General features: G+C 50.3%; 20 protein-coding genes and 1 tRNA gene. 5 read left to right on the top strand and 16 right to left on the bottom strand.

Going from position 1 to position 22,579, the window contains the following annotated elements:
• Positions 1–223 precede the first annotated feature (223 nt).
• Positions 224–643 carry a Ros/MucR family transcriptional regulator gene (locus tag PsB1_RS00225; RefSeq protein ID WP_284358357.1) on the top strand — a complete coding sequence of 140 codons (420 nt, stop codon included), beginning with the start codon at positions 224–226 and terminating at the stop codon, positions 641–643.
• Between the two features lie 91 nt (positions 644–734).
• On the opposite strand, the gene PsB1_RS00220 is transcribed toward PsB1_RS00225, so the two are convergent.
• The 6 genes from PsB1_RS00220 to PsB1_RS00195 form a co-directional block, all read right to left on the bottom strand.
• Positions 735–1,064, bottom strand: a complete 330-nt coding sequence (locus tag PsB1_RS00220) for a DUF6898 family protein (RefSeq protein ID WP_284358356.1) — start codon at positions 1,062–1,064, stop codon at positions 735–737.
• Between the two features lie 1,055 nt (positions 1,065–2,119).
• Positions 2,120–2,626 carry a MarR family winged helix-turn-helix transcriptional regulator gene (locus PsB1_RS00215; protein ID WP_284358355.1) on the bottom strand — a complete coding sequence of 169 codons (507 nt, stop codon included), beginning with the start codon at positions 2,624–2,626 and terminating at the stop codon, positions 2,120–2,122.
• Between the two features lie 78 nt (positions 2,627–2,704).
• Positions 2,705–3,592 carry a 3-hydroxyisobutyrate dehydrogenase gene (mmsB, locus tag PsB1_RS00210; RefSeq protein ID WP_284358354.1) on the bottom strand — a complete coding sequence of 296 codons (888 nt, stop codon included), beginning with the start codon at positions 3,590–3,592 and terminating at the stop codon, positions 2,705–2,707.
• Positions 3,586–4,677, bottom strand: a complete 1,092-nt coding sequence (locus PsB1_RS00205; RefSeq protein ID WP_284358353.1) for an enoyl-CoA hydratase/isomerase family protein — start codon at positions 4,675–4,677, stop codon at positions 3,586–3,588. Before PsB1_RS00205 ends, mmsB begins: the two co-directional genes overlap by 7 nt.
• Positions 4,674–5,684 carry a glycerophosphodiester phosphodiesterase gene (locus tag PsB1_RS00200; protein ID WP_284358352.1) on the bottom strand — a complete coding sequence of 337 codons (1,011 nt, stop codon included), beginning with the start codon at positions 5,682–5,684 and terminating at the stop codon, positions 4,674–4,676. The genes PsB1_RS00205 and PsB1_RS00200 overlap by 4 nt, the downstream gene beginning before the upstream one ends.
• A 160-nt stretch (positions 5,685–5,844) precedes the next feature.
• Entirely contained in the window at positions 5,845–6,987 is a 1,143-nt protein-coding gene (locus PsB1_RS00195) for an acyl-CoA dehydrogenase family protein (RefSeq protein WP_284358351.1), read from the bottom strand.
• Positions 6,988–7,053: 66 nt separating this feature from the next.
• Between PsB1_RS00195 and hemB the strand changes: the two genes are divergently transcribed.
• Complete coding sequence (hemB, locus tag PsB1_RS00190; protein WP_284358350.1) at positions 7,054–8,058, top strand: porphobilinogen synthase; 1,005 nt, start codon at positions 7,054–7,056, stop codon at positions 8,056–8,058.
• A gap of 32 nt (positions 8,059–8,090) precedes the next feature.
• Here hemB and PsB1_RS00185 read toward each other — a convergent pair whose 3' ends face one another.
• From PsB1_RS00185 to PsB1_RS00175, 3 genes are read right to left on the bottom strand one after another with little or no spacing between them, the layout of a single operon-like run.
• Positions 8,091–8,684, bottom strand: a complete 594-nt coding sequence (locus PsB1_RS00185) for a hypothetical protein (protein WP_284358349.1) — start codon at positions 8,682–8,684, stop codon at positions 8,091–8,093.
• Positions 8,681–9,559, bottom strand: a complete 879-nt coding sequence (locus tag PsB1_RS00180; RefSeq protein ID WP_284358348.1) for an NAD(P)-dependent oxidoreductase — start codon at positions 9,557–9,559, stop codon at positions 8,681–8,683. The genes PsB1_RS00185 and PsB1_RS00180 overlap by 4 nt, the downstream gene beginning before the upstream one ends.
• Positions 9,556–10,044 carry a flavin reductase family protein gene (locus tag PsB1_RS00175; RefSeq protein ID WP_284358347.1) on the bottom strand — a complete coding sequence of 163 codons (489 nt, stop codon included), beginning with the start codon at positions 10,042–10,044 and terminating at the stop codon, positions 9,556–9,558. The genes PsB1_RS00180 and PsB1_RS00175 overlap by 4 nt, the downstream gene beginning before the upstream one ends.
• A gap of 75 nt (positions 10,045–10,119) precedes the next feature.
• On the opposite strand from PsB1_RS00175, the gene PsB1_RS00170 reads away from it, so the two are divergent.
• Entirely contained in the window at positions 10,120–11,010 is an 891-nt protein-coding gene (locus PsB1_RS00170; RefSeq protein WP_284358346.1) for a flagellar motor protein MotB, read from the top strand.
• Positions 11,011–11,180: 170 nt separating this feature from the next.
• Entirely contained in the window at positions 11,181–11,948 is a 768-nt protein-coding gene (locus PsB1_RS00165) for an arginyltransferase (RefSeq protein WP_284358345.1), read from the top strand.
• A gap of 96 nt (positions 11,949–12,044) precedes the next feature.
• On the opposite strand, the gene parC is transcribed toward PsB1_RS00165, so the two are convergent.
• The 7 genes from parC to PsB1_RS00130 form a co-directional block, all read right to left on the bottom strand.
• Positions 12,045–14,294, bottom strand: coding sequence for a DNA topoisomerase IV subunit A (parC, locus tag PsB1_RS00160; RefSeq protein ID WP_284358344.1), 2,250 nt, complete (start codon positions 14,292–14,294; stop codon positions 12,045–12,047).
• Between the two features lie 153 nt (positions 14,295–14,447).
• A tRNA-Glu gene (locus PsB1_RS00155) sits at positions 14,448–14,522 on the bottom strand.
• 73 nt (positions 14,523–14,595) lie between these two features.
• On the bottom strand, positions 14,596–16,392 hold the full coding sequence (gene recJ, locus PsB1_RS00150; RefSeq protein WP_284358343.1) for a single-stranded-DNA-specific exonuclease RecJ: 1,797 nt from the start codon (positions 16,390–16,392) through the stop codon (positions 14,596–14,598).
• A 4-nt stretch (positions 16,393–16,396) separates the two neighbouring features.
• Complete coding sequence (gene glpX, locus PsB1_RS00145) at positions 16,397–17,347, bottom strand: class II fructose-bisphosphatase (protein WP_284358342.1); 951 nt, start codon at positions 17,345–17,347, stop codon at positions 16,397–16,399.
• A 45-nt stretch (positions 17,348–17,392) separates the two neighbouring features.
• Positions 17,393–18,664, bottom strand: coding sequence for a homoserine dehydrogenase (locus PsB1_RS00140; RefSeq protein WP_284358341.1), 1,272 nt, complete (start codon positions 18,662–18,664; stop codon positions 17,393–17,395).
• 60 nt (positions 18,665–18,724) lie between these two features.
• Positions 18,725–19,918, bottom strand: coding sequence for an LL-diaminopimelate aminotransferase (locus tag PsB1_RS00135; protein ID WP_284358340.1), 1,194 nt, complete (start codon positions 19,916–19,918; stop codon positions 18,725–18,727).
• Between the two features lie 61 nt (positions 19,919–19,979).
• Positions 19,980–20,483 carry a hypothetical protein gene (locus tag PsB1_RS00130; RefSeq protein ID WP_284358339.1) on the bottom strand — a complete coding sequence of 168 codons (504 nt, stop codon included), beginning with the start codon at positions 20,481–20,483 and terminating at the stop codon, positions 19,980–19,982.
• A 197-nt stretch (positions 20,484–20,680) separates the two neighbouring features.
• Here PsB1_RS00130 and phaC point away from each other — a divergent pair, with 197 nt between their 5' ends.
• A complete protein-coding gene (gene phaC / locus PsB1_RS00125; RefSeq protein ID WP_284358338.1) occupies positions 20,681–22,576 on the top strand; it encodes a class I poly(R)-hydroxyalkanoic acid synthase in 1,896 nt (631 codons plus the stop codon).
• Positions 22,577–22,579 lie beyond the last annotated feature (3 nt).

Here is a 22,579-nt window from a genome sequence, read left to right as displayed (position 1 = left end):
TGATCGAAAATTTTTATTTTCGAGACTTACAGAACAAGATTAATCAAGAATACAAAAAAATATGCTAATAAAACAGAATATTAATGAAAAAAACCCTGTAAATTACTCAATCTATTTGCTCTAAACCACGTGAAACGCACAGATCGTTGCAGGACGTCCCTCACAAGTCATGCAAATCAGGTATCTATCCGCGGCGAAATCTAGAAAAGAAGGATTATCCCAAATGCGAAATCAAAGAGAATATCAAAACACGGATTTACTCGAAAGGACGACCGAAATAGTTTCATCTTATGTTGCTGCAAACGAAATTCGTGCGGAAAACTTAAGCGATTTAATTAGGAGTATCCATAAAAGTCTCATCAATCTTTCAAATGATGATTTCGAAAAGCCTGTCGAAAAACCCAAAGCGGCAGTTAGTCTTGGGAAATCAATTACGGATGATTATATCGTTTGTCTGGAAGATGGGAAACGCTTGAAAATGCTCAAACGTTACTTGCGTTCTAAATATAATTTATCACCCGAGGAATATCGTCGTCGTTGGAACTTGCCTGCAGACTATCCAATGGTTGCGCCCAATTATGCCAAACGTCGCAGCGAATTTGCCAAACATATCGGGCTGGGGCGCGGTGTTCGTGGGCGTTAAGTTGTACTAAACAACATCCTTGAGCAAAATCATTAAGTATGGTCAGATATGCGTAGTACACGTTAAGATAATCGGTTCGTCTAGATTAGTTTCATGTATAAATTCCGCCTTTGGGTAAAAAGGGTGACGCTTCTTTTGGATTGTCACCCTTCTGTGGTGGTGTGTTCAAATCATCTGGGGTTTCACGAGCTGCATCAGCTAAATGCCCCTGCGCGATCAAGGCCTGTCCGAGTTTGCGCAAAACCAGCCGATTTTGGTCATGCTGTGCAGCATTGGCAGGGGTAGTCACTGCAACTTCAATCCCTGTCAACGCATCAATCGCGCGAACCTGTGCATAGCCAGCGCGAAAATACCGCTCGATATAGATTTCACGTGCTGAAAGCAGCGCGAAGAGACGTTCATGTGACGTATCTGAAGTCATGCTCCTGCCAACGACCGCTGAAACAGAGATAGAATCTGTGGCTGCCAAAACTGTGAACAGGAATCGTCAAATGGGTGGTCTAGCGTGTCGAAGTGCAAGGCGCTTGGGATAAGGTGCTGTCTTTGCAAACCCCATGCTACCGTCGGAAAAATGATCGATTGCCCTTCGTGGCAAAACCCATCCAACATTCGCTCGAAATAGGCCATAACCAATGTTGCCTCCACAATGAAATGGGAAAAAGAACAACCCGACACGACATAGCAGGAAGACCTGGTTTGTAAAACACATATTGGGGGAAATTTGCTTGTTATGGAGGGTACTTAGGGGGTGTAATGGCTTTGCTGTCTTGTAGAACTCTCTTCTCTCTCCATTTCCAGTGCTTCATAGCGAAAATCGTAGCTCATGTTGACTTATGGATAAAGACAAGCGCACCAGAACTTAGAGCACAATTCACCGCATATCTGCCAACAATGCCCGCGCCAATAGAGTGAAACTCTTAACCCAAGCATGCTTCAATCTTGTTCATGCAATTGGGTGCCACATGGCGTCCCCAAAGCCATTACCACGTACGCCAATGGCCGGATGCATCTGCTTTATCGAGAACAGTCTAGCTCTGGCCCAGCCCCTTGAAGGTCCACCAGATCATAAAGGATGAGTGCATTGCCCTTAGCCATAACAAATGCTAACAAAGTCAATTAGTTTAGCGACACCCACATGTAGCCTAACCATGCAGAAAATGTCATATCCTTGGAACTAGGGGCCGATGTAGAATACGGGCATGACTAAGCTGTCTTGGGAGTACTACCAATCAGCAAAGACTTGATCGCACTCTCTCATCTAACTTCGCCAAAGGTATGGAGAATACCTCTTCATCATGAGGTGACCTTACAGGGTTTGCTACTCATTATCATAGCAGTTCACACATGGTTCCTAGTGATCATGCGACATATGCACTAAATAGTCTTATGCAATCAGACTTACTCAAGCATGTGAACATAAAAAAAAGCTACTGCTGAAACTCAGCAGTAGTTTTAATAGATATTGTGAAGTTTAACCTAGAGCCTGAAGCGAATTTGATCAGCCCAGAAGCGCTCTAGCCGCGTCAAAGTTTTATTGGAGGCGGTCAGTTCTGGGCTTTCAACCCCACCAACTGGGCTTAAGGTCGCCGCATGCCGCTGGAACATGGCGTCCAGCTGGTTACGTAACGTATTGCCAAGTTTGGTTAGACGCAGACGAATTTGGCGTTTGTCATGCTGTGACTTGCCGCTTTCGACATAGCCCAATTCGTGCAACTTCTTTAAATTGTAGGACACATTGGAACCCAGATAAAAGCCGCGCGACTTTAGCTCGCCTGCAGACCATTCAGCATCACCAATATTGAAGATTAATAGTGCCTGCACTGGGGTTAGATCATCGTGGCCTGCACGGTCCAAATCATCTTTGACCACATCAAGCAATTGACGATGCAAACGCTCAACCAAGGACAAAGCCCGACGATATTCACCTAAACTGGATGTTTCTGACGCTTCTAGGAGCGAAATTTCTTGTGTTTGACCCGCCATATCTTTTTCTCCCGCCGTATTCTTCGACGTTTAGTGTTAAGTTAAGGCAAAAGGTCTAATATCTTGTTAAAATGATGGTTACTCTTCCTTCATCAGATCAATAACACCAGAAAAATCACGATTTGGTCCAAACTTAACTAAATATTCACTATAAATCTCTTCTGCTTTTAAGGCTAAAGTAGCTTTGAGCCCACACTCACTATTTGCAGCTAAAGCCAATCGCAGGTCCTTTAACATGAGGGTAATTGCGAAGCCGTTCGTGAAATTTCGGTTGGAAGGTGCATTTTCTACTAATCCAGGCACAGGCGCATAAGATGTCATCGACCAGCTTTGACCGGAGGATTGTGACGCTATCTCAAAAAAGGCTTTCGGATCTAAGCCCAAGCGCTCTGCCAACACAAAGGCCTCACATGTCCCTATCATGGTGACCGCTAGCAGCATATTGTTACAAATTTTTGCCGATTGCCCAGCACCATGAGCCCCTGCATGAATAATTGCTTTGCCCATGGCCGCCAAAATAGGCTTAGCAGCCTTATATTCGGCGTCTGTACCGCCAACCATAAAGGTCAAAGTTCCAGCCTGTGCGGCACCAACGCCGCCCGAAACGGGTGCATCACAGACCCTAAAGCCAGCTTTGGTTGCTTCATGTGCCAAAGTTCGGGCATCTTGCACCGAAATTGTTGAGCAATCGAGGAATAAAGCGCCAGAAGGTGCGTGTGCCATAACGCCGTCGCTACTTCGATACACGTCAAGTACATGGGCCCCACTTGGTAGCATGGTCACGATCACCCTTGCTTGGCAAACCGCTTCGGCTATCGACCTTGCACGCTGACACCCTGCTTGGGTCGCACGTGTCACGGCTGGTTCGGAAAGGTCAAAGGCAATAACCCGGTGTCCCGCCTTAGCTAGGTTTGCAGCCATGCCGCCACCCATAGCGCCCAAACCAATGAAGGCGATATCTACCATGTTAGGGGTTCCCATTCTTGTTCTTCATCCACACCAAATGGTGCAAATATTTCATCTATAATCAATGATGTAACCTCTGCCAATGTGGGAGGATGCCATTGCGGCAAATGGTCCTTATCAACAAGAACCGCCCGTACCCCTTCTTGGAAATCATGCCGACGAACTACGCGCGCGCCAATTCTAAATTCCTGCGCCATGGCTTGCGCGAAATCGGTGGCGAGACGGCCTTCGCGCAATTGGCGCAATGCGATCTTTAAGGTCTGCGGCGACTTAGTTTGCAGAATTGCCAATTGTTGATCGGCCCAAGGCGTTTTATGCGCCTCAAGAGCGCTTACAATGTCCTCGACACTTTGGGCACCAAAACACTGATTGATTTGATCGACAACGTTTGGGGTTAAAAGTTGGGGCGAGCCTGGATCCTGCGTATTGCGCTTTAAGCAGGCTTTCAGAGCGGTTACGGGCTCTGGCGCTGTTAATGCTTGGGTGATTTCGACTTTAAGGGAAGCTAACACATCGCTTGGGACATAATGGGTGGTGATGCCAGCTAGCATACAATCCGCTGCTTTAAGTCGCGCGCCTGTCAGAGCAAGCCACATGCCGATCTCACCGGGTAAACGAGGCAGAAACCAACCACCCCCGACATCTGGGAAAAGCCCGATCCCGGTTTCAGGCATGGCAAATAAGGTCTTTTCAGTACAGATACGTATCGGCCCATGAACACTGATGCCAACACCACCGCCCATACTTATGCCGTCCATTACCGCGATAACTGGCTTTTCAAAATGGGCCAAAAGATGATTGAGTTGATACTCACTACGAAAAAAGGCGCACGCTTGCTTGCCGTCAGTCGCCCCACTTTCAGCTAGCATTTTAATATCACCACCGGCACAAAATCCGCGTGGGCCGGCATGATCAATCAATACCCCGGTTACCGTAGGATCCTTGTCCCAAGCCAATAAGGCTTGGGTCATGATCGCGACCATATCTGCATTAAGGGCATGGAGTGCCTCAGGCCTATTGAGGGTAAGAATAGCTAAAGGCCCAGTTTGTGAGACCAAGACCACGTGACCTTCAACTGGATTCATAGTGTTTCGCGGGCCTCAAAAGCAATCCCTGGGAAATCAGAGAATACGCCATCGACTCCCAAGGCTAAAAAGGCTTGAATCTCGCCCACTAAATCGCCCTGCTGCATCAGATAGGTGACCTCAGCAGGATTTCCGCGGCGATCCCTATTGGATAGGAAGTAATTTTCGGCCCGAAATGTCCATGGGTGAACCTGCAGCCCAACTTTATGGGCATTTTGAACGAAACTGGTCGGTGCCAAAGCCTCATTACCGACGTTACGTGGCAGGATCATTGTTTTTTCTGGCCCCACCCCACTGGCATAGGCAGAAATCGCGGCGAGGCCTTCTGGTAACGACATTTGGGCATAGGTTAGTCCTTGGCCTGCCCCATCAAACGGGCCACCTTCACGCGCCATCAATTGAATCAGGCGTACGCGGGTTTTGGTCTTGAGACGTTTGAGGTTGGACACCTCAAAACTTTGTATAAAAATTGGTGCCCTTGGGTCATCCATGCTGTATTTTTTGATCAATGAGATCAGTGGCTCATCAAAGGATAAATTCAAGCTTTCAAACCAGCTTGGGTGCTTGGTTTCTGGATAAACGCCAATCAGACGCCCCACGATTTTACTTTGCGCTGCCGCAAGCTCTACTACTTCTTCAAAGGTGGGGATAAAATAAAGGCCGTCATAGGCCATATTCGCGGGCCGCAATTGTGGCAGGCGTTCCTTGCAACGCAGGGTTTTGATTTCGGCCAACGTAAAGTCTTCGGTAAACCAGCCTTCAACCTTCATGCCATCAATGATCTGGACCTTCTTGCGGTCGGCAAATTCTGGCTTGGTTGCGACGTCTGTTGTGCCGCTGATTTCGTTTTCATGTCGGCAAATTAAGTGACCATCCTTAGTCATGACCAAATCTGGCTCAATATAGTCTGCACCTTGGTCAATCGCCAATTGATAGGCCGCCAATGTGTGCTCTGGACGCTGACCCGATGCCCCACGATGGGCGATAATAATGGGTTTAGGCTGCATGGGTTTTCCCCTTTGCCTTTCACGATGGGTTAATTCAGCTGAATGTGCGCTTTGATGGGAGACCATAGGGAAGGTGACAGCAGCGCCAAGCCCAGTTAGTACTTGGCGACGGGCCCTAATAGATTTAAATTTGTTTTCATACGGGGGGTTAACTGTGGTTTTAGGTGCCACGATCTAATTCCCTTGCAATGATCACCCGCATAATCTCATTGGTGCCTTCCAAAATCTGATGCACCCGTAAGTCGCGGACAATACGTTCAATTTCATAGTCTTTGAGATAGCCATAGCCGCCATGGATCTGCAGCGCTTGGTTAGCGACATTAAAGCCGACATCTGTGACAAATCGTTTCGCCATGGCGCATAATTTTGTGGCATTTGAACTTTTGGCATCCAAAGCGGCGGCACTGTAGCGTAAAAAAACACGTGCAACCTCCAATTCTGTGGCCATATCCGCGAGCTTGAACTGGGTGGCCTGAAAATCCCATAGCGATTTGCCAAATTGCTTACGGTCCTTTGCATAGGCCATAGCCCGATCTAAGGCCTCCCCTGCCCCACCCAAAGAGCATGCAGCAATATTCAACCGTCCACCATCGAGCCCCAGCATCGCAAAGCGAAAACCATGGCCTTCTTCGCCCAATCGATTGGTAACAGGAATGCGGCAATCCTCAAACATCACTTGTGCGGTTGGTTGGGCCTGCCAGCCCATCTTTTTTTCGGCTTTGCCAAAGGACAGCCCCGGTGTATCCTTGGGAATAATCAAGGTAGAAATGCCTTGAGGGCCAGCTTGCCCCGTACGCACCATAACAACGTAAAGATCAGAAAACCCCGCTCCTGAAATGAAGGCCTTGGTGCCATTGACCACATAGACGTCGCCATCAAGGCGCGCTGTGGTAGAAAGTGAGGCGGCATCTGATCCGGAATCGGGCTCTGTTAGGCAATAGCTGGCGACTAAATCCATGCAGGTGAGTGCAGGTAAAAACTTCTGCCTTTGCGCTAGTGTCCCAAAGCTATCAATCATCCAGCTAGCCATATTATGTATCGATAGAAAGGCTGCGTGGGAGATATCTCCGCGAGATAATTCTTCAAAAATCAAAGTGGCGTCCAACCGCGTCAACCCAGATCCGCCCACATCTTCGCTTACATAAATGCCAGCAAAACCAAGCCCAGCCATCGCTTTAAGGATAGATTTATCTAGCGTGCCGGCCTCTTCCCACGCCATGGCATGGGGAGCTAATTTGTCTTGTGCGAACCGTCGAGCGGTTTGAAGGATGAGGGTCTGGTCTTCGGTTATATCAAACGCCATTTCTGCACCTATGCTGTATGCGGGCCAACCTAGCCGTTCTGAAATAATGGCGCTACAGCTAGTTCCATGACCCAACATCTGCCTTACGCCGCCTACCCCGCCACCCGTATGCGCCGCAATCGGTTACATGATTGGCGCCGCCGCCTGACCCGTGAAACCAAGCTTTCCACCGATGACTTGATCTTGGCGATGGTTGTGCATGACGGCCAAGAAGCGCGCATTCCGGTGGATTCCATGCCTGCTACATTTCGCTACAGCCACACCGAAGCGGTGGCGGTAGCACAAGAAGCAGAATCGCTGGGCATTCCCATGATCGCTGTCTTTCCCTTTATTGACCCAGCACTTAAAGATGCCAAAGGCTCAGAAGCCTTTAACGCCAATGGCTTAGTTCCCGAAGTAATTGCCGCCATGAAGCGTGCCGCACCCAATCTTGGCTTGATGACCGATGTGGCTTTAGACCCCTTTACCAACCATGGTCATGACGGTTTGATCGATGATAATGGCATGATGCTAAACGACCCAACCATTGAGGCTTTAGTTGCTCAAGCCATTCTTGAGGCGCGCGCCGGCGCGGATGTGGTTGCCCCCTCGGATATGACGGACGGGCGAGTTGGGGCTATCCGTGCTGGGTTAGACGGTGCTGGGTTTCAGGACGTAGCCATCATGTCTTACGCGGCTAAATATGCGTCAGCCTTCTATGGCCCCTACCGGGATGCCATCGGCTCACAAAGGGCACTCAAGGGCGATAAAAAGACCTATCAAATGGACCCCGGCAACAGCGATGAGGCGTTGCACGAAGTAGCCCTTGATCTTCATGAAGGCGCTGACATGGTCATGGTGAAACCCGGCTTGGCGTACCTCGATATTGTCAGGCGCGTGAAAGACGCGTTCGGTGTCCCAACCTATGCGTTTCAGGTTTCAGGCGAATATGCGATGATGGAGGCGGCCATTGCCAATGGCTGGCTGGATGGCGAGCGTGTGCGGATGGAAACGCTCACTTGCTTTAAACGCGCCGGTGCAGATGGCATCATCACCTATTGGGCGCTCGAAGCGGCCAAACGGCTAGCGTAATCGAAATCTTAAAATGGCTTGGTTGCCGCAGGTCATTTTTTAGACTTCGCACGAACCTTTTCTGGTTTTGCAGTAGATGAACGCGATTTGGGTGGGATTGGATCAATAACGGGCCCAAGAACCAACAGTTCAGGGCGTAGCATTGCGTCTTTTGCGGGAAACGGCACCATTGATATCTGATAGAAGGGCTGTTTCGCGCCGCCAGAAAACGCGATAAAAGGTGTCGAGTCTGGATCGCTTGATGACTGGGTTAGCTTATCATTGGTGAGGCAATCTCGTATCTCTTTAGCAAACCCGCTTAGCCCCGCCTCACGGGCATCCATATCGCCTTCCGCAATCTCCGCAGGGCCATAGCAAGCCAAGGAAATCGTGTAATTATAGACAAACCGACAATCAAAGAGCCCCGGTAACGGCCTGACTTTGACAACTTCAACCTTCTGGGTGACACGCTTGCCTTGTTTGTCACGAACTTGCTGTGGCACCATCTCGCGAACCACCAGCGACTTAAATGCTAGCGGGCGATCTAATGTCGATTTTTCGATTAATGCGATGCCATCACATAATGGCGGCTTCCTGGCTTGGCTTGGAGCTTCTGGAAGGCTCACCAACAACAACAATTCGATCATGGCTTGGCAACTCCTACGGTGAAACGTTTAACCAAGCTCGATGTATCCAAACGACCACCACCTTCAGCTTGAATCTGCGCATAGTAGCTATCCACTAATTTGGTCAGCGCAAGATCAAGGCCACAAGCACTTGCCGCCTCCAGAGCAATGCGCAAATCCTTGCGCATCCAGTCCACCGCAAAGCCAAAGTCAAACTTGCCTTCGGCCATGGTGGACCACCGATTATCCATTTGCCAAGACCCAGCAGCGCCTTTTGAGATTGCTGCTAAAACGGCAGCGGTATCAAGCATTTGGGCTTGGGCAAATGCCAGAGCTTCTGCCAAACCCTGGACCACACCTGCAATAGCGATCTGATTGACCATTTTGGCCAATTGGCCCGTGCCCGCCTCCCCGATACGGACCCGCGTGGCGCAATATGACGAAATTATAGGCTCGGCACGCGTGAATACCGCATTACTTGCCCCGCACATCGCCGTTAGCCGGCCGTTCATAGCACCAGCCTGTCCACCTGAAACTGGGGCATCCATCCAATCAATGCCACGCGCTTGTGTCGCTTGTGAGAGAGAGTAGGCCAGATGAGCTGAGGTTGTGGTGTGATCAATGTAGAGACTGCCCGGTGCCATGTTTGTATAGGCCGCTTCAGCTACCGCCCTAGCGTCGGGATCATCACCGACGCAGGCGATAACGATATCAGCCTTTTTGACCGCATCAGCAATCGTAGTTGCAACGATGCCCTGATGCTTTTGCCCCCAAGCTTGGGCTTTAGAGTTGGTGCGGTTCCATACCTTCACACGATGGCCATGCTTAGATAGCCAACCTGCCATCGGTCCGCCCATGATCCCTAGTCCCAAAAAGGCAATGTCATGGGCCGTCATGGTCGAAACCATGCTGTGGTGGAACCAAAATGACCGCGATGATATGTCAATCCATGGCCATGCCCCACCCAATAGTCTTGGGTTTGACCAATGAGGATCAAGTGATCGCCTGCCACAACCTTTTGCACGACCTTGGTATCAATGACAGCGCACATACCCGGCAACATTGGGCTTCCGGTCTGCATCCTCGAAAATTCATCCCCTTTCAGAGATTGCTTGCCTTTGCCAGCAAATCGCAGCGCTAAATCACCTTGTTGATCGGCAAGAATATTGATGGCATAGTTCGCACAATTTGAAAATAACTCGTAAGAGTCCGATTTATTACCCAAACACCAAAGAACCAAAGGCGGATCAAGAGAAACGGAAGTAAAACTATTCACTGTCAAACCATGGCCATTGCCGGCTTCATCAAGAGTGGTGACGATGGTAACACCGGTTGCGAAGCTTCCAAGGGCGCGTCGATAAAGTTCAAGATCAAATGTCATTTGTTTATTCCTGCAAACCTCCTCTTAACCCTGATGAGAGATAAACCTCAACTCCAAAGGTGAGAGATCGATCCTATGTCGTCTAATCGACCCATAATCATTAAAAAAGTCAAAAAGGTAGCAGGCGGACACCATGGTGGGGCATGGAAAGTCGCTTACGCTGATTTTGTAACTGCTATGATGGCTTTTTTTCTGCTGATGTGGTTGATCAATACTACATCCCCAGATCAAAAACGCGGGATCGCCGATTATTTTGCCCCAGCCAGTGTATCACCCTCAACCTCGGGGGCTGGCGGGATTTTGGGAGGGACTGCGCTGGGCGAAGAAGGGGCTTTGCAAAAAGGTGCTACCCCGATTTTTGAAACAACCGCTTCTGCAACAAGTCCGCCATCCGCAGCAGGGGACCAATCCGGGCGCGGTGCTTCAACAAGTATGGATAATCCATCCAATGAAGCATTAGCCCAACGCAAAGATGCAGAATTTGCCCAAGCTGAGATTAGTTTGCGCCAAGCTTTACAAGATATGCCAGAGCTGGCTGAGCTTTCGCGCAACATCATCGTGGACCAAACTCCCGAAGGGTTACGCATTCAATTGGTTGATCAAGAAGGCCGCCCGATGTTTGAACCCGGCTCATCAGTCCCAAATGATCGCGCCCGCCTAATCTTGCAAGCTGCGGCGCGTATCATTCAAGCCTTACCTAATCGAATTGCCATTTCGGGGCATACCGATGCAACCCCCAACCCCGATCCACGCAATTCTAACTGGGAGTTGTCAGCGGCTCGTGCCAATGCAGCGCGCCGGATCCTTCTTGGTGCCGGGGTTGGCGAAGACAGAATTGCTGAAGTCAGCGGCAGGGCTGGCTCAGACCCATTATTTCCAGACGATCCGTACCAAGCTGCCAACCGCCGTATTGCCATTGTCCTTCAACGCGCTTCCTCGCCTTTACCGGAGGGAGATGGACTGTAAAGTCAAGTTCAAGCCACATTGCGGAATATTTCGGTGATCTGATCTTATCTTAGCTTCATTTGACAGCCGTTTTATTGTATAAAAACTCATGTGATCTGGCTCGCTCAGCTACAGTATCAAAGAATTAAGTGCTTGGCCAAATCATCATTAGATGATTATGGTAAAATATCATGACCACAGACCCGACATCACCTGCAGGCAGAATTGCCGCCTCTAAAAATATCAGGTTCTATTTGACTGCTGCCCAACCATGCCCCTATTTGGACGGGCGCAGAGAACGTAAAGTGTTTGCAGCCTTAGACGGGCAAGACGCAACTGAGTTAAATGATAGCCTCACCCACGCAGGTTTTCGGCGCTCTCAAAATATTGCTTACCGCCCAGCTTGCGATATGTGTGCTGCATGTGTTTCTGTTCGTGTCCCTGCTGAGCAATTTGTATTTACTAAGCGTTGGCGGCGCGTGCTCAATCGTAATCGAGATGTGATTTCCAATATCGCTCATTCTCATGCAACTTATGAGCAATTTTCCTTGCTGCAAACTTATCTCCAACATCGTCATTTTGGGGCTGGCATGTCCGATATGTCTGTTTTTGATTATGCAGCCATGGTCGAAGAAACTTCGGTGCGCACCCATATGATCGAATATCGTGTGACCAATGAAGGAGATCGTTTGATCGGGTGCGCACTCATTGATACTTTGGCTGACGGCCTATCAATGGTCTATGCCTTTTTTGACCCGCGTGAGGCAAACCGTAGCTTAGGCAGCTTCATGATCCTAGATCATTTGCGTCAAGCCCGAAACATCGGGCTGGCTTATGTCTATCTTGGATATTGGGTTCGTGGATCGCAAAAAATGGCCTATAAAACCGATTTTCGTCCGATCGAGGCTCTTGGATCTTCAGGCTGGTCCAATTTGGATGATTTGCTTGCCAAGATTTAATGAGATTAGCCTCAATCGCCAAGACTACGATATAGTAGGTATTGGGCTATTTGAAGGACAATTTGGTCAAGTTGCCGTTTAACTTGGCCATTCTTCTCAGCCGTTAAATTTGCCTGTTTTGGAAAACCCACGGGGGACCATTCGTCCAGCTGCCGCGCGCTTAGCCACATAGTCGCGCCAATCGGGTACATCGTGACGACGCCCTGACGTATCAAACCATGCAAGCCCGTCGGCTGAGTGAAAGGTGAGAGCGTCAAGTAAACCGCCATCCTTATAACTCTGAAGTTTAACGCCCTTTCCACGACCCATACGTGGTAACTCATCGCTGTTGAAAACCAGTAGCTTGCGATTTTCGCCGACCACAGCCAGCATGTCACCTTCAATAGGTAGCACTACAGCGGTTTTTGCTCGCCCATCTAAGTTTAAGACTTGCTTGCCGGAACGCCGCATCGCCGCACATTCCTCATCGCTGACGACAAAGCCGTAACCAGAGCTAGCTGCCACCAAACGCTCACCTTCTGGTTGTGGCACAAACATAGCAACAATATCATGCTCTTCGCCCAAATCGATGGACAATCGAACGGGCTCTCCCAGACCACGACCGCTAGGTAATTTATCACCAGCTAATGCAAAGGCACGCCCGTCAGTCGCAAATAACACAATACGATCGGTGGTTTCGGCTTGAACGGAGAGACAATAGCTGTCGCCATCCTTGTATTTGACTGTGGAGAGATCATCGACTTTGCCCTTAAGCGCGCGGATCCAGCCTTTCTGCGACAAGATAACCGTAATCGGCTCCCGCGTGACAAAGGCTTCAGCGCTTAAAGACAAGCTGGCAGGAGCATCAGCAAAAGTCGTTCGCCTTGCTCCCAATGGGGTATCTTTTGAGAAAATCGCGCGGATCTGTTGCAATTCTTTTCCAGCCTGTTCCCACTGCAAACGCTCTGACTCGATGCGGGCAACAAGACCCACGCGTTCTGCCTTTAGCTGCTTATTTTCTTGGCGGATTTCCATTTCTTCAAGCTTACGCAAATTACGCAATCGGGTGTCTAAAATAGCATTAGCTTGGATATCGCTTATAGAATATGTCGTGATCAAAACGGCTTTTGGATCTTCCTCGTTGCGGATGATGTGAATGACCTTGTCCAAATTGAGATAGGCAACCAACAAGCCTTCTAGGATTTCAAGCCTTGCGTCGATTTTACGTAAACGCCAATTGGCCCGCGCTACAATCACTTCGCGCTTATGTTCCAAAAACGCTTTCAGGCACTCCACCAAAGTCATGACCCGGGGGGCACCGCGGGCATCAAGCACGTTAAGGTTCATAGAGAACCGACTTTCAAGATCCGTCAGCTTGAACAAACTTTCCATCAAATGCTCAGGCTCTACCGTGCGCGACCTAGGTTCAAGCACTAAACGAATGTCTTCTGCGCTCTCATCGCGGACATCCCCTAAAAGAGGAGCCCTTTTGTTGTCGATCAGCTCGGCCAAATGCTCCACAATTTTGGACTTTTGGACTTGATAGGGTGTCTGTGTGACGATGACACGCCACGTACCCCGCCCTGTATCTTCTACGTGCCAGCGTGCGCGGGTGCGAAATCCCCCTTTACCGGTGGCATAGGCTTCGCGGATCGCCTCGCGCGTTTCCACACAAATGCCCCCGGTTGGAAAATCTGGGCCAGGGACCAAGGCCACTATCTCATCCAAATCGGCCTCTGGCTTCTCAATCAATAACAAACACGCATCGATTAATTCAGCCGCATTATGGGGCGGGATGGAAGTAGCCATGCCAACCGCAATACCCATCGACCCATTGGCAAGGAGGTTGGGGTAGCCAGCGGGCAGAACTGCAGGCTCTTCATCTTCTTGGGAATAGGTTTCACGAAAGACAACCGCATCTTCCTCAACCCCTTCGTTCAATAAAGCGCCAATGGCGGTTAGTCGTGCCTCGGTATAGCGATACGCAGCCGCAGAATCGCCATCAATATTGCCAAAATTACCTTGGCCATCGACCAAGGGGTAGCGTACCGAGAAGTCTTGGGCAAGGCGAACCAAAGCATCATAAATCGCGCTATCGCCATGGGGGTGATATTTGCCCATCACATCGCCAACAATCTTGGCGCACTTCTTGAAATTACTGGCGGGATCAAGGCCAAGTTCACCCATGGCATGGATGATGCGGCGCTGAACGGGCTTTAGGCCATCGCGCACGTCGGGAAGTGCGCGGCTTGTGATCGTGGAAAGCGCATAGACCAAATAACGGCTTTCTAAAGCCCGATCGAACGGCTCGTTGATAATGTTGCCACTATCCCCGCCGCTGCCATCCAACTCCAACATATCACCCATCAGTCCATGCCTTGCGAATCAAATCTTAGCTCGAATGAGGCTCCTATCATGACAGGGCCAGTGCTATGATGCGACGCCATCGGGCAGCCCAAGATGCTGTTTGGCTGCAAACAGGAGTGGATGACACAAAAATGCGAGGGTGGTATAAATGGCTGGCAGCCCCTACGGGAGTCGAACCCGTCTTTCCTGATTGAAAATCAGGCGTCCTAACCGATAGACGAAGGGGCCATAATGCACCAATCTTGAGTGCAAGCCGCGCTCTATACAAAGGTCACTTATTACAAGCAAGCGCTGGATGCTGTTAAGATGCAGGGCTTGCATCCATGATTTCACAATCAACCCGATTAGCGCCATGCCAGTCATCTTTTTTAAAACGAACCACGACATGCAAAGGTGCTCGCCCCATTAAGGCATCTCCAAGGGGAGTATGAAGAGCTCGAAACGCAATCGCTTTGATTTTGGCACCGCTTTGATCTTCCATCATCAAGCGAACATGGTTTGTGCCAACCTGAGCTGCCGCGAAGGGGCGAACATTGGCTACGGCGAATACCGGTTCTGGCCATCCAGCCCCATATGGGCCAACATCCACCAAAGCTTCCAAAAGCTCTAATGTCGCCGCATCCAAGCTAAGCAAAGCGTCTATATCCAAATCCCGCCGATCACCTACCGCGGTTGCCTCAGCACTCAGTCGCTTTGAAAGGTCACTATGAACAGCTTCTATGTCACTAAAGGCCATGGTGAGGCCTGCAGCCATCGCATGGCCACCACCCGCAATAATCGTTCCGGCTTGTGCAGCACCTGCAATCGCGGCACCCAAATTGACACCTGGAATAGAACGTCCAGATCCCTTGGCCAACGGATCATCCAGATCAGCAGACCCAATCACAATCACTGGGCGGTGAAACTTATCCTTAAGCCGTCCTGCAACAATGCCTATGACGCCCGGATGCCAGCCAGGAGCCCCCAGCATCAATAGTGGACCGTCTAAGGCACCTGCTTCACCACGTTCAACCCGGGCAATAGCTTCATCAAGAACATTGGCTTCAATCGCGCGACGTTCTGCATTGAGGACTTCTAATTCCTCAGCCAATTGTTGAGCTTCATTCTTGTTCGTGGTGGACAAAAGACGCACAGCAAGGGAGGAATCCCCCACCCGCCCCCCGGCATTCAGCCTAGGACCAAACACCCAAGCTGATGCATAAACACTGCCGGGATCCTTAAGCTTGGCCGCCTGCGCAAGAGCGGCTAAGCCAACATTGCTCAATTGCGCTTGTACTTTAAGGCCTTGCGCCACCAAAGCACGGTTTAAGCCGATTAAGGGGGCGACGTCACAAATAGTGCCAAGTGCAGCTAAATCCAGCCGAGCCAATAGGTCAAAGGGTGGTAAGCCGTCCATTAAGCCCTGTGCACGGGCCGCGCGGTTAAGGGCAACCAGTGCCACAAACACCACCCCAGCAGCTGTCAGATGGCCTAGCCCGGAACCATCATCGCTGCGATTGGGATTGACCACAGCCAAAGCGGGCGGGGGCTTATCGTGCATCAAATGATGATCAAACACCACCACTTCCAGTCCAATTCGAGCGGCTTCTTCCAAAGCCGCGTACGCGGCGGCACCACAATCAACGGTGATCAGCAAATCGGTGCCAGAGTGTTTGATTTTATTGACGATCTTTGGGCTAGGGCCATACCCATCCACAACGCGATCAGGCACGAACACATTGGCATTTGCCCCTAAGGCTTGGAACCAACCCAGCAATAGCGCACCTGAGGTTCCGCCATCCACGTCATAATCAGCCAAGATTGTGATGGTTTGCTTGGACCGCACGGCATTTAAGATCGCGGTGACTGCCTTTTCCATGTCAATGAGCGAGAATGGCTCCGGCAACTCATGCTTTAAGCGCGGCGACAAAATGCGATAGGCAGTCTCTGGGGTAGCACCACGGGCGACAAGCAATTTGGCTTGCAGCGGAGCGATTCCTAACCGTCTGACCCCCTCTTCTAAGGGACCAAGATCATGATGAAGGCGTGATGGCGGGCAACGTTGGTTCCACCGCTTGCCAGTTAAGCTTAACTCAATACCCAAAAATGCGCTGGGCATCTTATTATGCAAGATGAATGGTCCGCACGATTCGCTCGGTCTTCCTAGCCGAATCCAAGACCAAAGTCTCCGTTACAAACCCCTTTGGCGTGGACTTGACCCCAGCCACCAAAGCGCCATTCGTGACCCCGGTTGCTGAGAATATAACATCGGTTGAGACCAATTCATTCAAAAGATAGGTGCGACCTAAATCAGTGATGCCGATGCGGCGCGCACGAGCTTTTTCATCTTCATTGCGGAATACCAAGCGGCCTTGGAATTGCCCGCCGACGCATTTTAGAGCTGCCGCAGCTAAAACCCCCTCAGGCGCACCACCCTGACCAAGATAGAGATCAATCCCAGTATCTGGGTCAGTCGTATATATGACCCCAGCGACATCGCCATCTGTGATCAAATGAATGCGTGCACCAACTGCGCGCAAACTTTCAATGATCGAGCTATGTCGTGGCCGATCCAGCACACAAACTCCGATCTGATGGGGCGCCACACCCTTGGCATTTGCCAAAGCCATAACATTATCAATCGGTGATCTATCTATATCAACAACGCCCGCAGGATAACCCGGGCCGACCGCGATCTTATCCATATAAGTGTCTGGCGCGTGTAAAAGCCCATCCTTAGGCGCAATGGCCAGCACAGCTAATGCATTGGGCATGGCTTTGGCAGTCAATGTGGTCCCTTCAAGGGGGTCGAGCGCTATATCATATTCGCCCCCCTGCCCGGTTCCAACCTCTTCGCCAATATACAGCATTGGGGCCTCATCACGTTCCCCCTCGCCAATGACAACCCGGCCCTTCATAGCCATGGCATTGAGGCCCCTGCGCATGGCGTCAACGGCCATCTGATCGGCAGCCTTCTCATCACCACGCCCAATACCTTGATAGGAGGCGATGGCAGCAGCTTCGGTCGCCACAAGCGCGCCAGCAGCGATTTCAAGGGGTAAAGTTATGGTCATTACTGGTCCAACTTTGTTAGAGGGCGAGCGTATCAATCGCGATCATTAATCTTCCAAGGGCATCAGAATTGGGGGTTCAACCATAATTTCCAAGCGCGACAATTCGGCCATGGCTTTAAACAAATCCCCTTCCGCCATGGGTTGCGTCGTCAGAACAATGGGCACCCGGGCGGCATCTTCGGGTGGCTTCTGCAGGAAGCTTTCGATAGAAACAAGGTGTTTTGCCAGTGTATCGGTGATTTTGGCAATGGTTCCGGCGCGATCAGCTACCCGAAGTCGTACATAAAATTTAGAGATGGCTGACCCTTGCTGGTTAGGCAAAAACCTTGAGTTTGCTTGGCCGGGGCCAGAGAACACAGGCCGCGTGTCCTGATGCGACAAATCGATCAAATCACCCGCTACGGCCGAAGCCGTTGGCCCAGCCCCTGCCCCAGCGCCCACTAAGGACAAGCGGCCTACTGGATCCGCATCAATGACCACTGCATTGAGCGCGCCATTAACACGCGCAATTGGATGGTCTTGTCCCAATAAAGTTGGGCGTACAGATTGTACAATGAAGGATCCAACCCGCGCCGCCTTGGCCAAAAGCTTTACCCTTCGCCCCAAAAATTTGGCACTTTCCAAATCAATCGGCTCAATGGCTTCAATGCCTTCAAGACGCAAGGATGAAAAATCGGGAGGGCCACCAAAGGCAATTGCAGAAAGGATCGATAATTTATGCCCCGCGTCAGCACCCGACACGTCTAAGCTTGGGTCCGCTTCAGCATAACCCAAACGCTGGGCTTCAGCCAACACTTCTGCAAAACTACGCCCGGACTCATCCATTTCGGTTAGTATAAAATTGCACGTACCATTTAGAACACCACTAACCGAGGTGATATAATTAGCCGCCAATCCTTCGCGAAGGGCCTTGATAACTGGGATACCCCCTGCCACTGCCGCTTCATACCGGATTTCACTGCCATGCTTTGCTGCTAATGTAGCCAAATGAGCTCCGTGAGCTGCCAACAATGCTTTATTGGCTGTAACCACATGCTTGCCAGCCATCAAAGCCGCTTCAACCGCGTCCTTGGCGCTGCCGTCAGCACCACCTATCAATTCGACAAACACATCAATATTTGGGCTTTTGGCCAGTTCGACAGGATCGTCAAACCAAGTGAGGTGAGTAATGTCCACGTCCCGTACGCGACCCAAAGTGCGTGCCGATACCCCAACAACTTGGACAACCGAAGCCAAAGGCCCTTGCCCAAACGCTAGCTTTAACAGGCCCATTCCGACCGTACCTAAACCTGCAACGCCAATCTTCAACATGCTCATGATCACTCACTTATAGCTCAAAGGGCCATTCATCATTGGGATCAATGCCTAGCTTATGCGCTAAAGCACCCCACTGTCTTGGGAGAGAAATTTGCGAACCGACCGCGCTGCTTGGCGGATGCGCTGCTCATTTTCAACCAAGGCAATGCGCACATAGTCATCGCCATACTCACCAAAGCCCGCTCCTGGGGCAACCGCAACCCCTGCCTGCTTCACCAAGCGTTTAGAAAACTCAACCGAGCCAAGGGATCGAAACTTCTCTGGTATAAGCGACCAAGCAAACATGGAGGCTTGCGGTTCGGGCACTTCCCACCCGGCGCGGGAAAAAGAATCAATCAGGGCATCACGGCGCGCTTTATAAATGGCGCGCATCTCTGAGACACAGGCCTGGGGACCATTCAAAGCTTCCGCTGCTGCAACTTGTACGGGCGTATAGGCCCCATAATCCAAATAAGATTTCACCCGCGCGAGAGCTGCAATTACCCTTTCATTCCCCAAGGCGAAACCAACCCTAAAGCCTGCCATCGAATAGGTTTTAGAAAGCGTGTTGACCTCCACAACCACATCCGTAGCACCTGCAATTTGCAAGATACTGGGCGGTGGCTTGTTCTCATCGAAGTAAATCTCCGAATAGGCCATGTCTGAAATGACCAACATGGCGTGCTTTTTCGCCAAGGCGACCACTTCTTTATAGAAGTCAAGCTCCACGACTTGGGCCGTCGGATTGGCTGGATAGCATACAATCATGGCAATCGGCGGGGGAACCGAATGGCGTACAGCGCGGCTGATCCCGGCCAAATAATGTTCTGGGCTATGGGCTTCAATCGACCGGATCACCCCGCCTGCCATGATAAAACCAAAGGCATGTATCGGATAAGACGGATTAGGGGCAATCACGACATCACCAGGGGCGCAAATTGCTTGAGCCAGATTTGCGAAGCCTTCTTTAGATCCCAGCGTGGCAACAATTTGGGTTTCGGGATTTAAATGCACCCCAAAGCGGCGTTCGTAATAGCCAGCCATGGCGCGGCGCAAACCCGCGATACCCCTTGATGCCGAGTAGCGATTGGTGCGCGGTTTGCGTGCTGTCTCCACCAGCTTGTCCACAATATGTTCAGGGACAGGCAGATCAGGATTGCCCATGCCAAAATCAATTATATCGGTGCCTTCAGCCCGCAGACGCGCCTTAAGTTTATTGACCTCCTCAAAAACATAAGGTGGCAAACGCTTTATCTTATAAAATTCGCCGATCATGGCGCTAGACCTTTATTGAGCAAGAAGCGCAAGTCCCAAAAATTAAGATATATAAAGTCAATCAATTAGGTTGCAGGCGTGCGATACCTGCCTCTATGCTCGCTCGTGCTTTGGCCGCCCAACTCGTCGCGTCTGAGGGAGAAGGATCGATGGGAGCAGACATATGCGAAGCCTCCAATGTTGATCTGACTTGGCTGGCCCATGCTTGAGTGCTTTCGAGCTGACTGAGCGGCGGTGCACCCGCTTTAAATGAAAGGCGACGGACATCCCTTAACAGGTCAGACTCAAAATCTATCCAGTCTTTCTCACTTGGCAGGTTAACTGGAACTGTGGGAATTTTTGATAAATCAGGATAACCTGCTGCAACGACTACAGCCCTTGTTGAACGAATGGCATCAGGCAAAGCACCCTCAACAGTCCCAATGGATTGGCATGCTACGGCTGGAATCATGCCCATTAAACCCAATCTACGCAAAAACTGAAGCACAAGTTTGCGTAGGCCAAGGGCAAAACCTTCTTGCTTGCTTGGTCCACTTTGGCATTCATCCACATTCGACATGGTCATACTAGATCGTCCCGGCGTTTGCTTGTCAAAGGTATAGTCACATGGGAATGCCCACGTCTAGAAATTCAACAAGGGTGACAGAAAGTACCACAAAGCGCTATAAGCTTTTAATGCGCCGCTGCGTACCTTGCCGCAAGGCAAACAGTGCATAAAGATGTCAATCAATGCGATTTGGCAAAGCATTTGGGACAAAGACTATGGCAGAGAAAATATCCAGGGCCGCTAGTGACCCTAAAGGTGATCAAGCAGCCTTTGAACAATTGCCCCCGACCGATCCCGCTACTGCCACCACCTTGTTAGAGGCACTTCAAGCGCAAAACTTAGAGAGTATAGAAAGTTTGACCCGTAATCTGGGTCATGCGCTGTCCAAAGTGGGTATGTTGGGTGTTCAAGCCGTCGATGAAGTCATGGCCGATGACGCCCGCCCCTTGCGGGCTGATCCCTATGGCTTGGCGCCCTATGCTGCCGAAGTAACAACACGTCTGGTCGGTAATCCGGAAAAAATGCTTGCCGCGCATCAGGATTTATGGCGCGGCTTTTCGGATTTATGGACAGAGACGGTCAAAATCAGTCTTGGCGAAGAGGTCGATCAAGAGCCAAAAGACAAGCGTTTCGTTGACGCCGATTGGCAAACCTTGCCCATGTTCAACTTGATTCAAAAAACCTATCTGCATACTGCCAATTGGTTTACTGGGCTGATCGACCATGTTGATGGCATTGATGACATGACACGCCGAAAGGCAAGCTTCTTTCATAAACAGCTTGCCGACGCTTTCGCCCCGTCCAATTTCTTAATGACCAATCCAGTCGCCCTTCGTGAAGCGTTACGCACAGGTGGAATGAGTATTGTCAAAGGTATATCCAATCTAGAACAAGACCTAAAACGTGGTCATGGACGCCTCACACCCAACCAAGTTGATGAGCGTCCTTTTAAAATTGGCGAAAACATCGCGATCAGCCCAGGAAAAATCATTCATCGCGGCGAAATTATTGAAATCATACAATATAATCCCACGACAAAGACCGTATTTGAAATCCCGATCCTGTTCTTTCCGCCTTGGATCAACAAATTCTACATCTTGGATCTTCGGCAAGACAATTCCATGGTGAAATGGCTGACCGAACAAGGCCACAGCGTCTTTGTCGTGTCTTGGGTGAACCCCGGCGTTGAACATACCGAAAAAACCTTTGAGGATTATGCGCGCTTGGGCATATTTGAAGCTCTCGACGCGGTCATCAAGGCAACGGGTCAAAGCAAAATCAATACGGTGGGCTATTGCATCGGAGGAACACTTTTAGCAGCTACCATGGCTTTTATGGCCAAGACGGGCGATGATCGGATTAATTCTGCGACTTTTTTTGCTTCTCAATCGGATTTTGAAGAAGCCGGTGACCTTAAAGTCTTCACCGATGATGCAGCGATCCAATACATCAAGGACGAGATTGAGCATGCAGGTGGGGTGTTGGATGCCACCGTTATGGGTGAAACCTTTAACTTCTTGCGCGCCAATGACCTTGTCTGGTCGTTTGTGGTCAATAATTATCTCATGGGCAAGGATCCTAAGCCCTTTGATTTACTTTTCTGGAACGCAGACCAAACGCGCATGCCTAAAGCCTTGCATCTTTTTTATCTGGATAATTTTTATCGACACAATCGTTTAAGCAAGGGCGAGATGAGCTTAATGGGTCACAAACTTGCAATGAAAGACGTCACCACCCCAGTCTATATGCAATCTTCCAAAGAAGACCATATCGCGCCTTGGCGCTCCATTTTTCGTGGGGCAAAGTTATTTGGCGGGCCAGTACGGATGATTTTGGCGGGCTCTGGTCATATCGCCGGGGTTATCAATCATCCAGCTGCACAAAAATACCAGCATTGGTTGCCCTCCAAGTCCATGACAGACCTGCCCGCTACAGCGGATCAATGGCAGCAGAGCCTAGAAGAATTTAAAGGCTCTTGGTGGCCAGATTGGGCGATTTGGCTTGCGGAGCGCTCAGGCAACCAAATCCCGGCTCGTGTGCCAGGTGACGGGGAATGTGCCGTGCTGGGCGATGCGCCAGGCACCTATGTTTTGGTTAAATCAGCCTCTTAGAAT

The sequence above is a fragment of the Candidatus Phycosocius spiralis genome, from assembly GCF_030158815.1.
GTDB classification, from domain to species: Bacteria; Pseudomonadota; Alphaproteobacteria; order Caulobacterales; family Aquidulcibacteraceae; genus Aquidulcibacter; species Aquidulcibacter spiralis.
The sequence above is the reverse complement of the archived record's forward strand: the minus strand, read 5'-3'. Positions and strand labels throughout refer to the sequence as shown.

Excerpts from the sequence above, each read along its gene's own strand:
- parC (WP_284358344.1), bottom strand. The coding sequence starts at position 14,294 with ATGGGTGATATGTTGGAGTTGGATGGCAGCGGCGGGGATAGTGGCAAC.
- PsB1_RS00170 (WP_284358346.1), top strand. The coding sequence starts at position 10,120 with ATGTCGTCTAATCGACCCATAATCATTAAAAAAGTCAAAAAGGTAGCA.
- glpX (WP_284358342.1), bottom strand. The coding sequence starts at position 17,347 with ATGACCATAACTTTACCCCTTGAAATCGCTGCTGGCGCGCTTGTGGCG.
- phaC (WP_284358338.1), top strand. The coding sequence starts at position 20,681 with ATGGCAGAGAAAATATCCAGGGCCGCTAGTGACCCTAAAGGTGATCAA.
- PsB1_RS00215 (WP_284358355.1), bottom strand. The coding sequence starts at position 2,626 with ATGGCGGGTCAAACACAAGAAATTTCGCTCCTAGAAGCGTCAGAAACA.
- PsB1_RS00185 (WP_284358349.1), bottom strand. The coding sequence starts at position 8,684 with ATGATCGAATTGTTGTTGTTGGTGAGCCTTCCAGAAGCTCCAAGCCAA.
- PsB1_RS00225 (WP_284358357.1), top strand. The coding sequence starts at position 224 with ATGCGAAATCAAAGAGAATATCAAAACACGGATTTACTCGAAAGGACG.
- PsB1_RS00140 (WP_284358341.1), bottom strand. The coding sequence starts at position 18,664 with ATGAGCATGTTGAAGATTGGCGTTGCAGGTTTAGGTACGGTCGGAATG.
- PsB1_RS00175 (WP_284358347.1), bottom strand. The coding sequence starts at position 10,044 with ATGACATTTGATCTTGAACTTTATCGACGCGCCCTTGGAAGCTTCGCA.
- PsB1_RS00165 (WP_284358345.1), top strand. The coding sequence starts at position 11,181 with ATGACCACAGACCCGACATCACCTGCAGGCAGAATTGCCGCCTCTAAA.
- PsB1_RS00200 (WP_284358352.1), bottom strand. The coding sequence starts at position 5,684 with ATGCAGCCTAAACCCATTATTATCGCCCATCGTGGGGCATCGGGTCAG.
- PsB1_RS00195 (WP_284358351.1), bottom strand. The coding sequence starts at position 6,987 with ATGGCGTTTGATATAACCGAAGACCAGACCCTCATCCTTCAAACCGCT.
- recJ (WP_284358343.1), bottom strand. The coding sequence starts at position 16,392 with ATGCCCAGCGCATTTTTGGGTATTGAGTTAAGCTTAACTGGCAAGCGG.
- PsB1_RS00135 (WP_284358340.1), bottom strand. The coding sequence starts at position 19,918 with ATGATCGGCGAATTTTATAAGATAAAGCGTTTGCCACCTTATGTTTTT.
- mmsB (WP_284358354.1), bottom strand. The coding sequence starts at position 3,592 with ATGGTAGATATCGCCTTCATTGGTTTGGGCGCTATGGGTGGCGGCATG.
- PsB1_RS00180 (WP_284358348.1), bottom strand. The coding sequence starts at position 9,559 with ATGACGGCCCATGACATTGCCTTTTTGGGACTAGGGATCATGGGCGGA.
- hemB (WP_284358350.1), top strand. The coding sequence starts at position 7,054 with ATGACCCAACATCTGCCTTACGCCGCCTACCCCGCCACCCGTATGCGC.
- PsB1_RS00130 (WP_284358339.1), bottom strand. The coding sequence starts at position 20,483 with ATGACCATGTCGAATGTGGATGAATGCCAAAGTGGACCAAGCAAGCAA.
- PsB1_RS00205 (WP_284358353.1), bottom strand. The coding sequence starts at position 4,677 with ATGAATCCAGTTGAAGGTCACGTGGTCTTGGTCTCACAAACTGGGCCT.
- PsB1_RS00220 (WP_284358356.1), bottom strand. The coding sequence starts at position 1,064 with ATGACTTCAGATACGTCACATGAACGTCTCTTCGCGCTGCTTTCAGCA.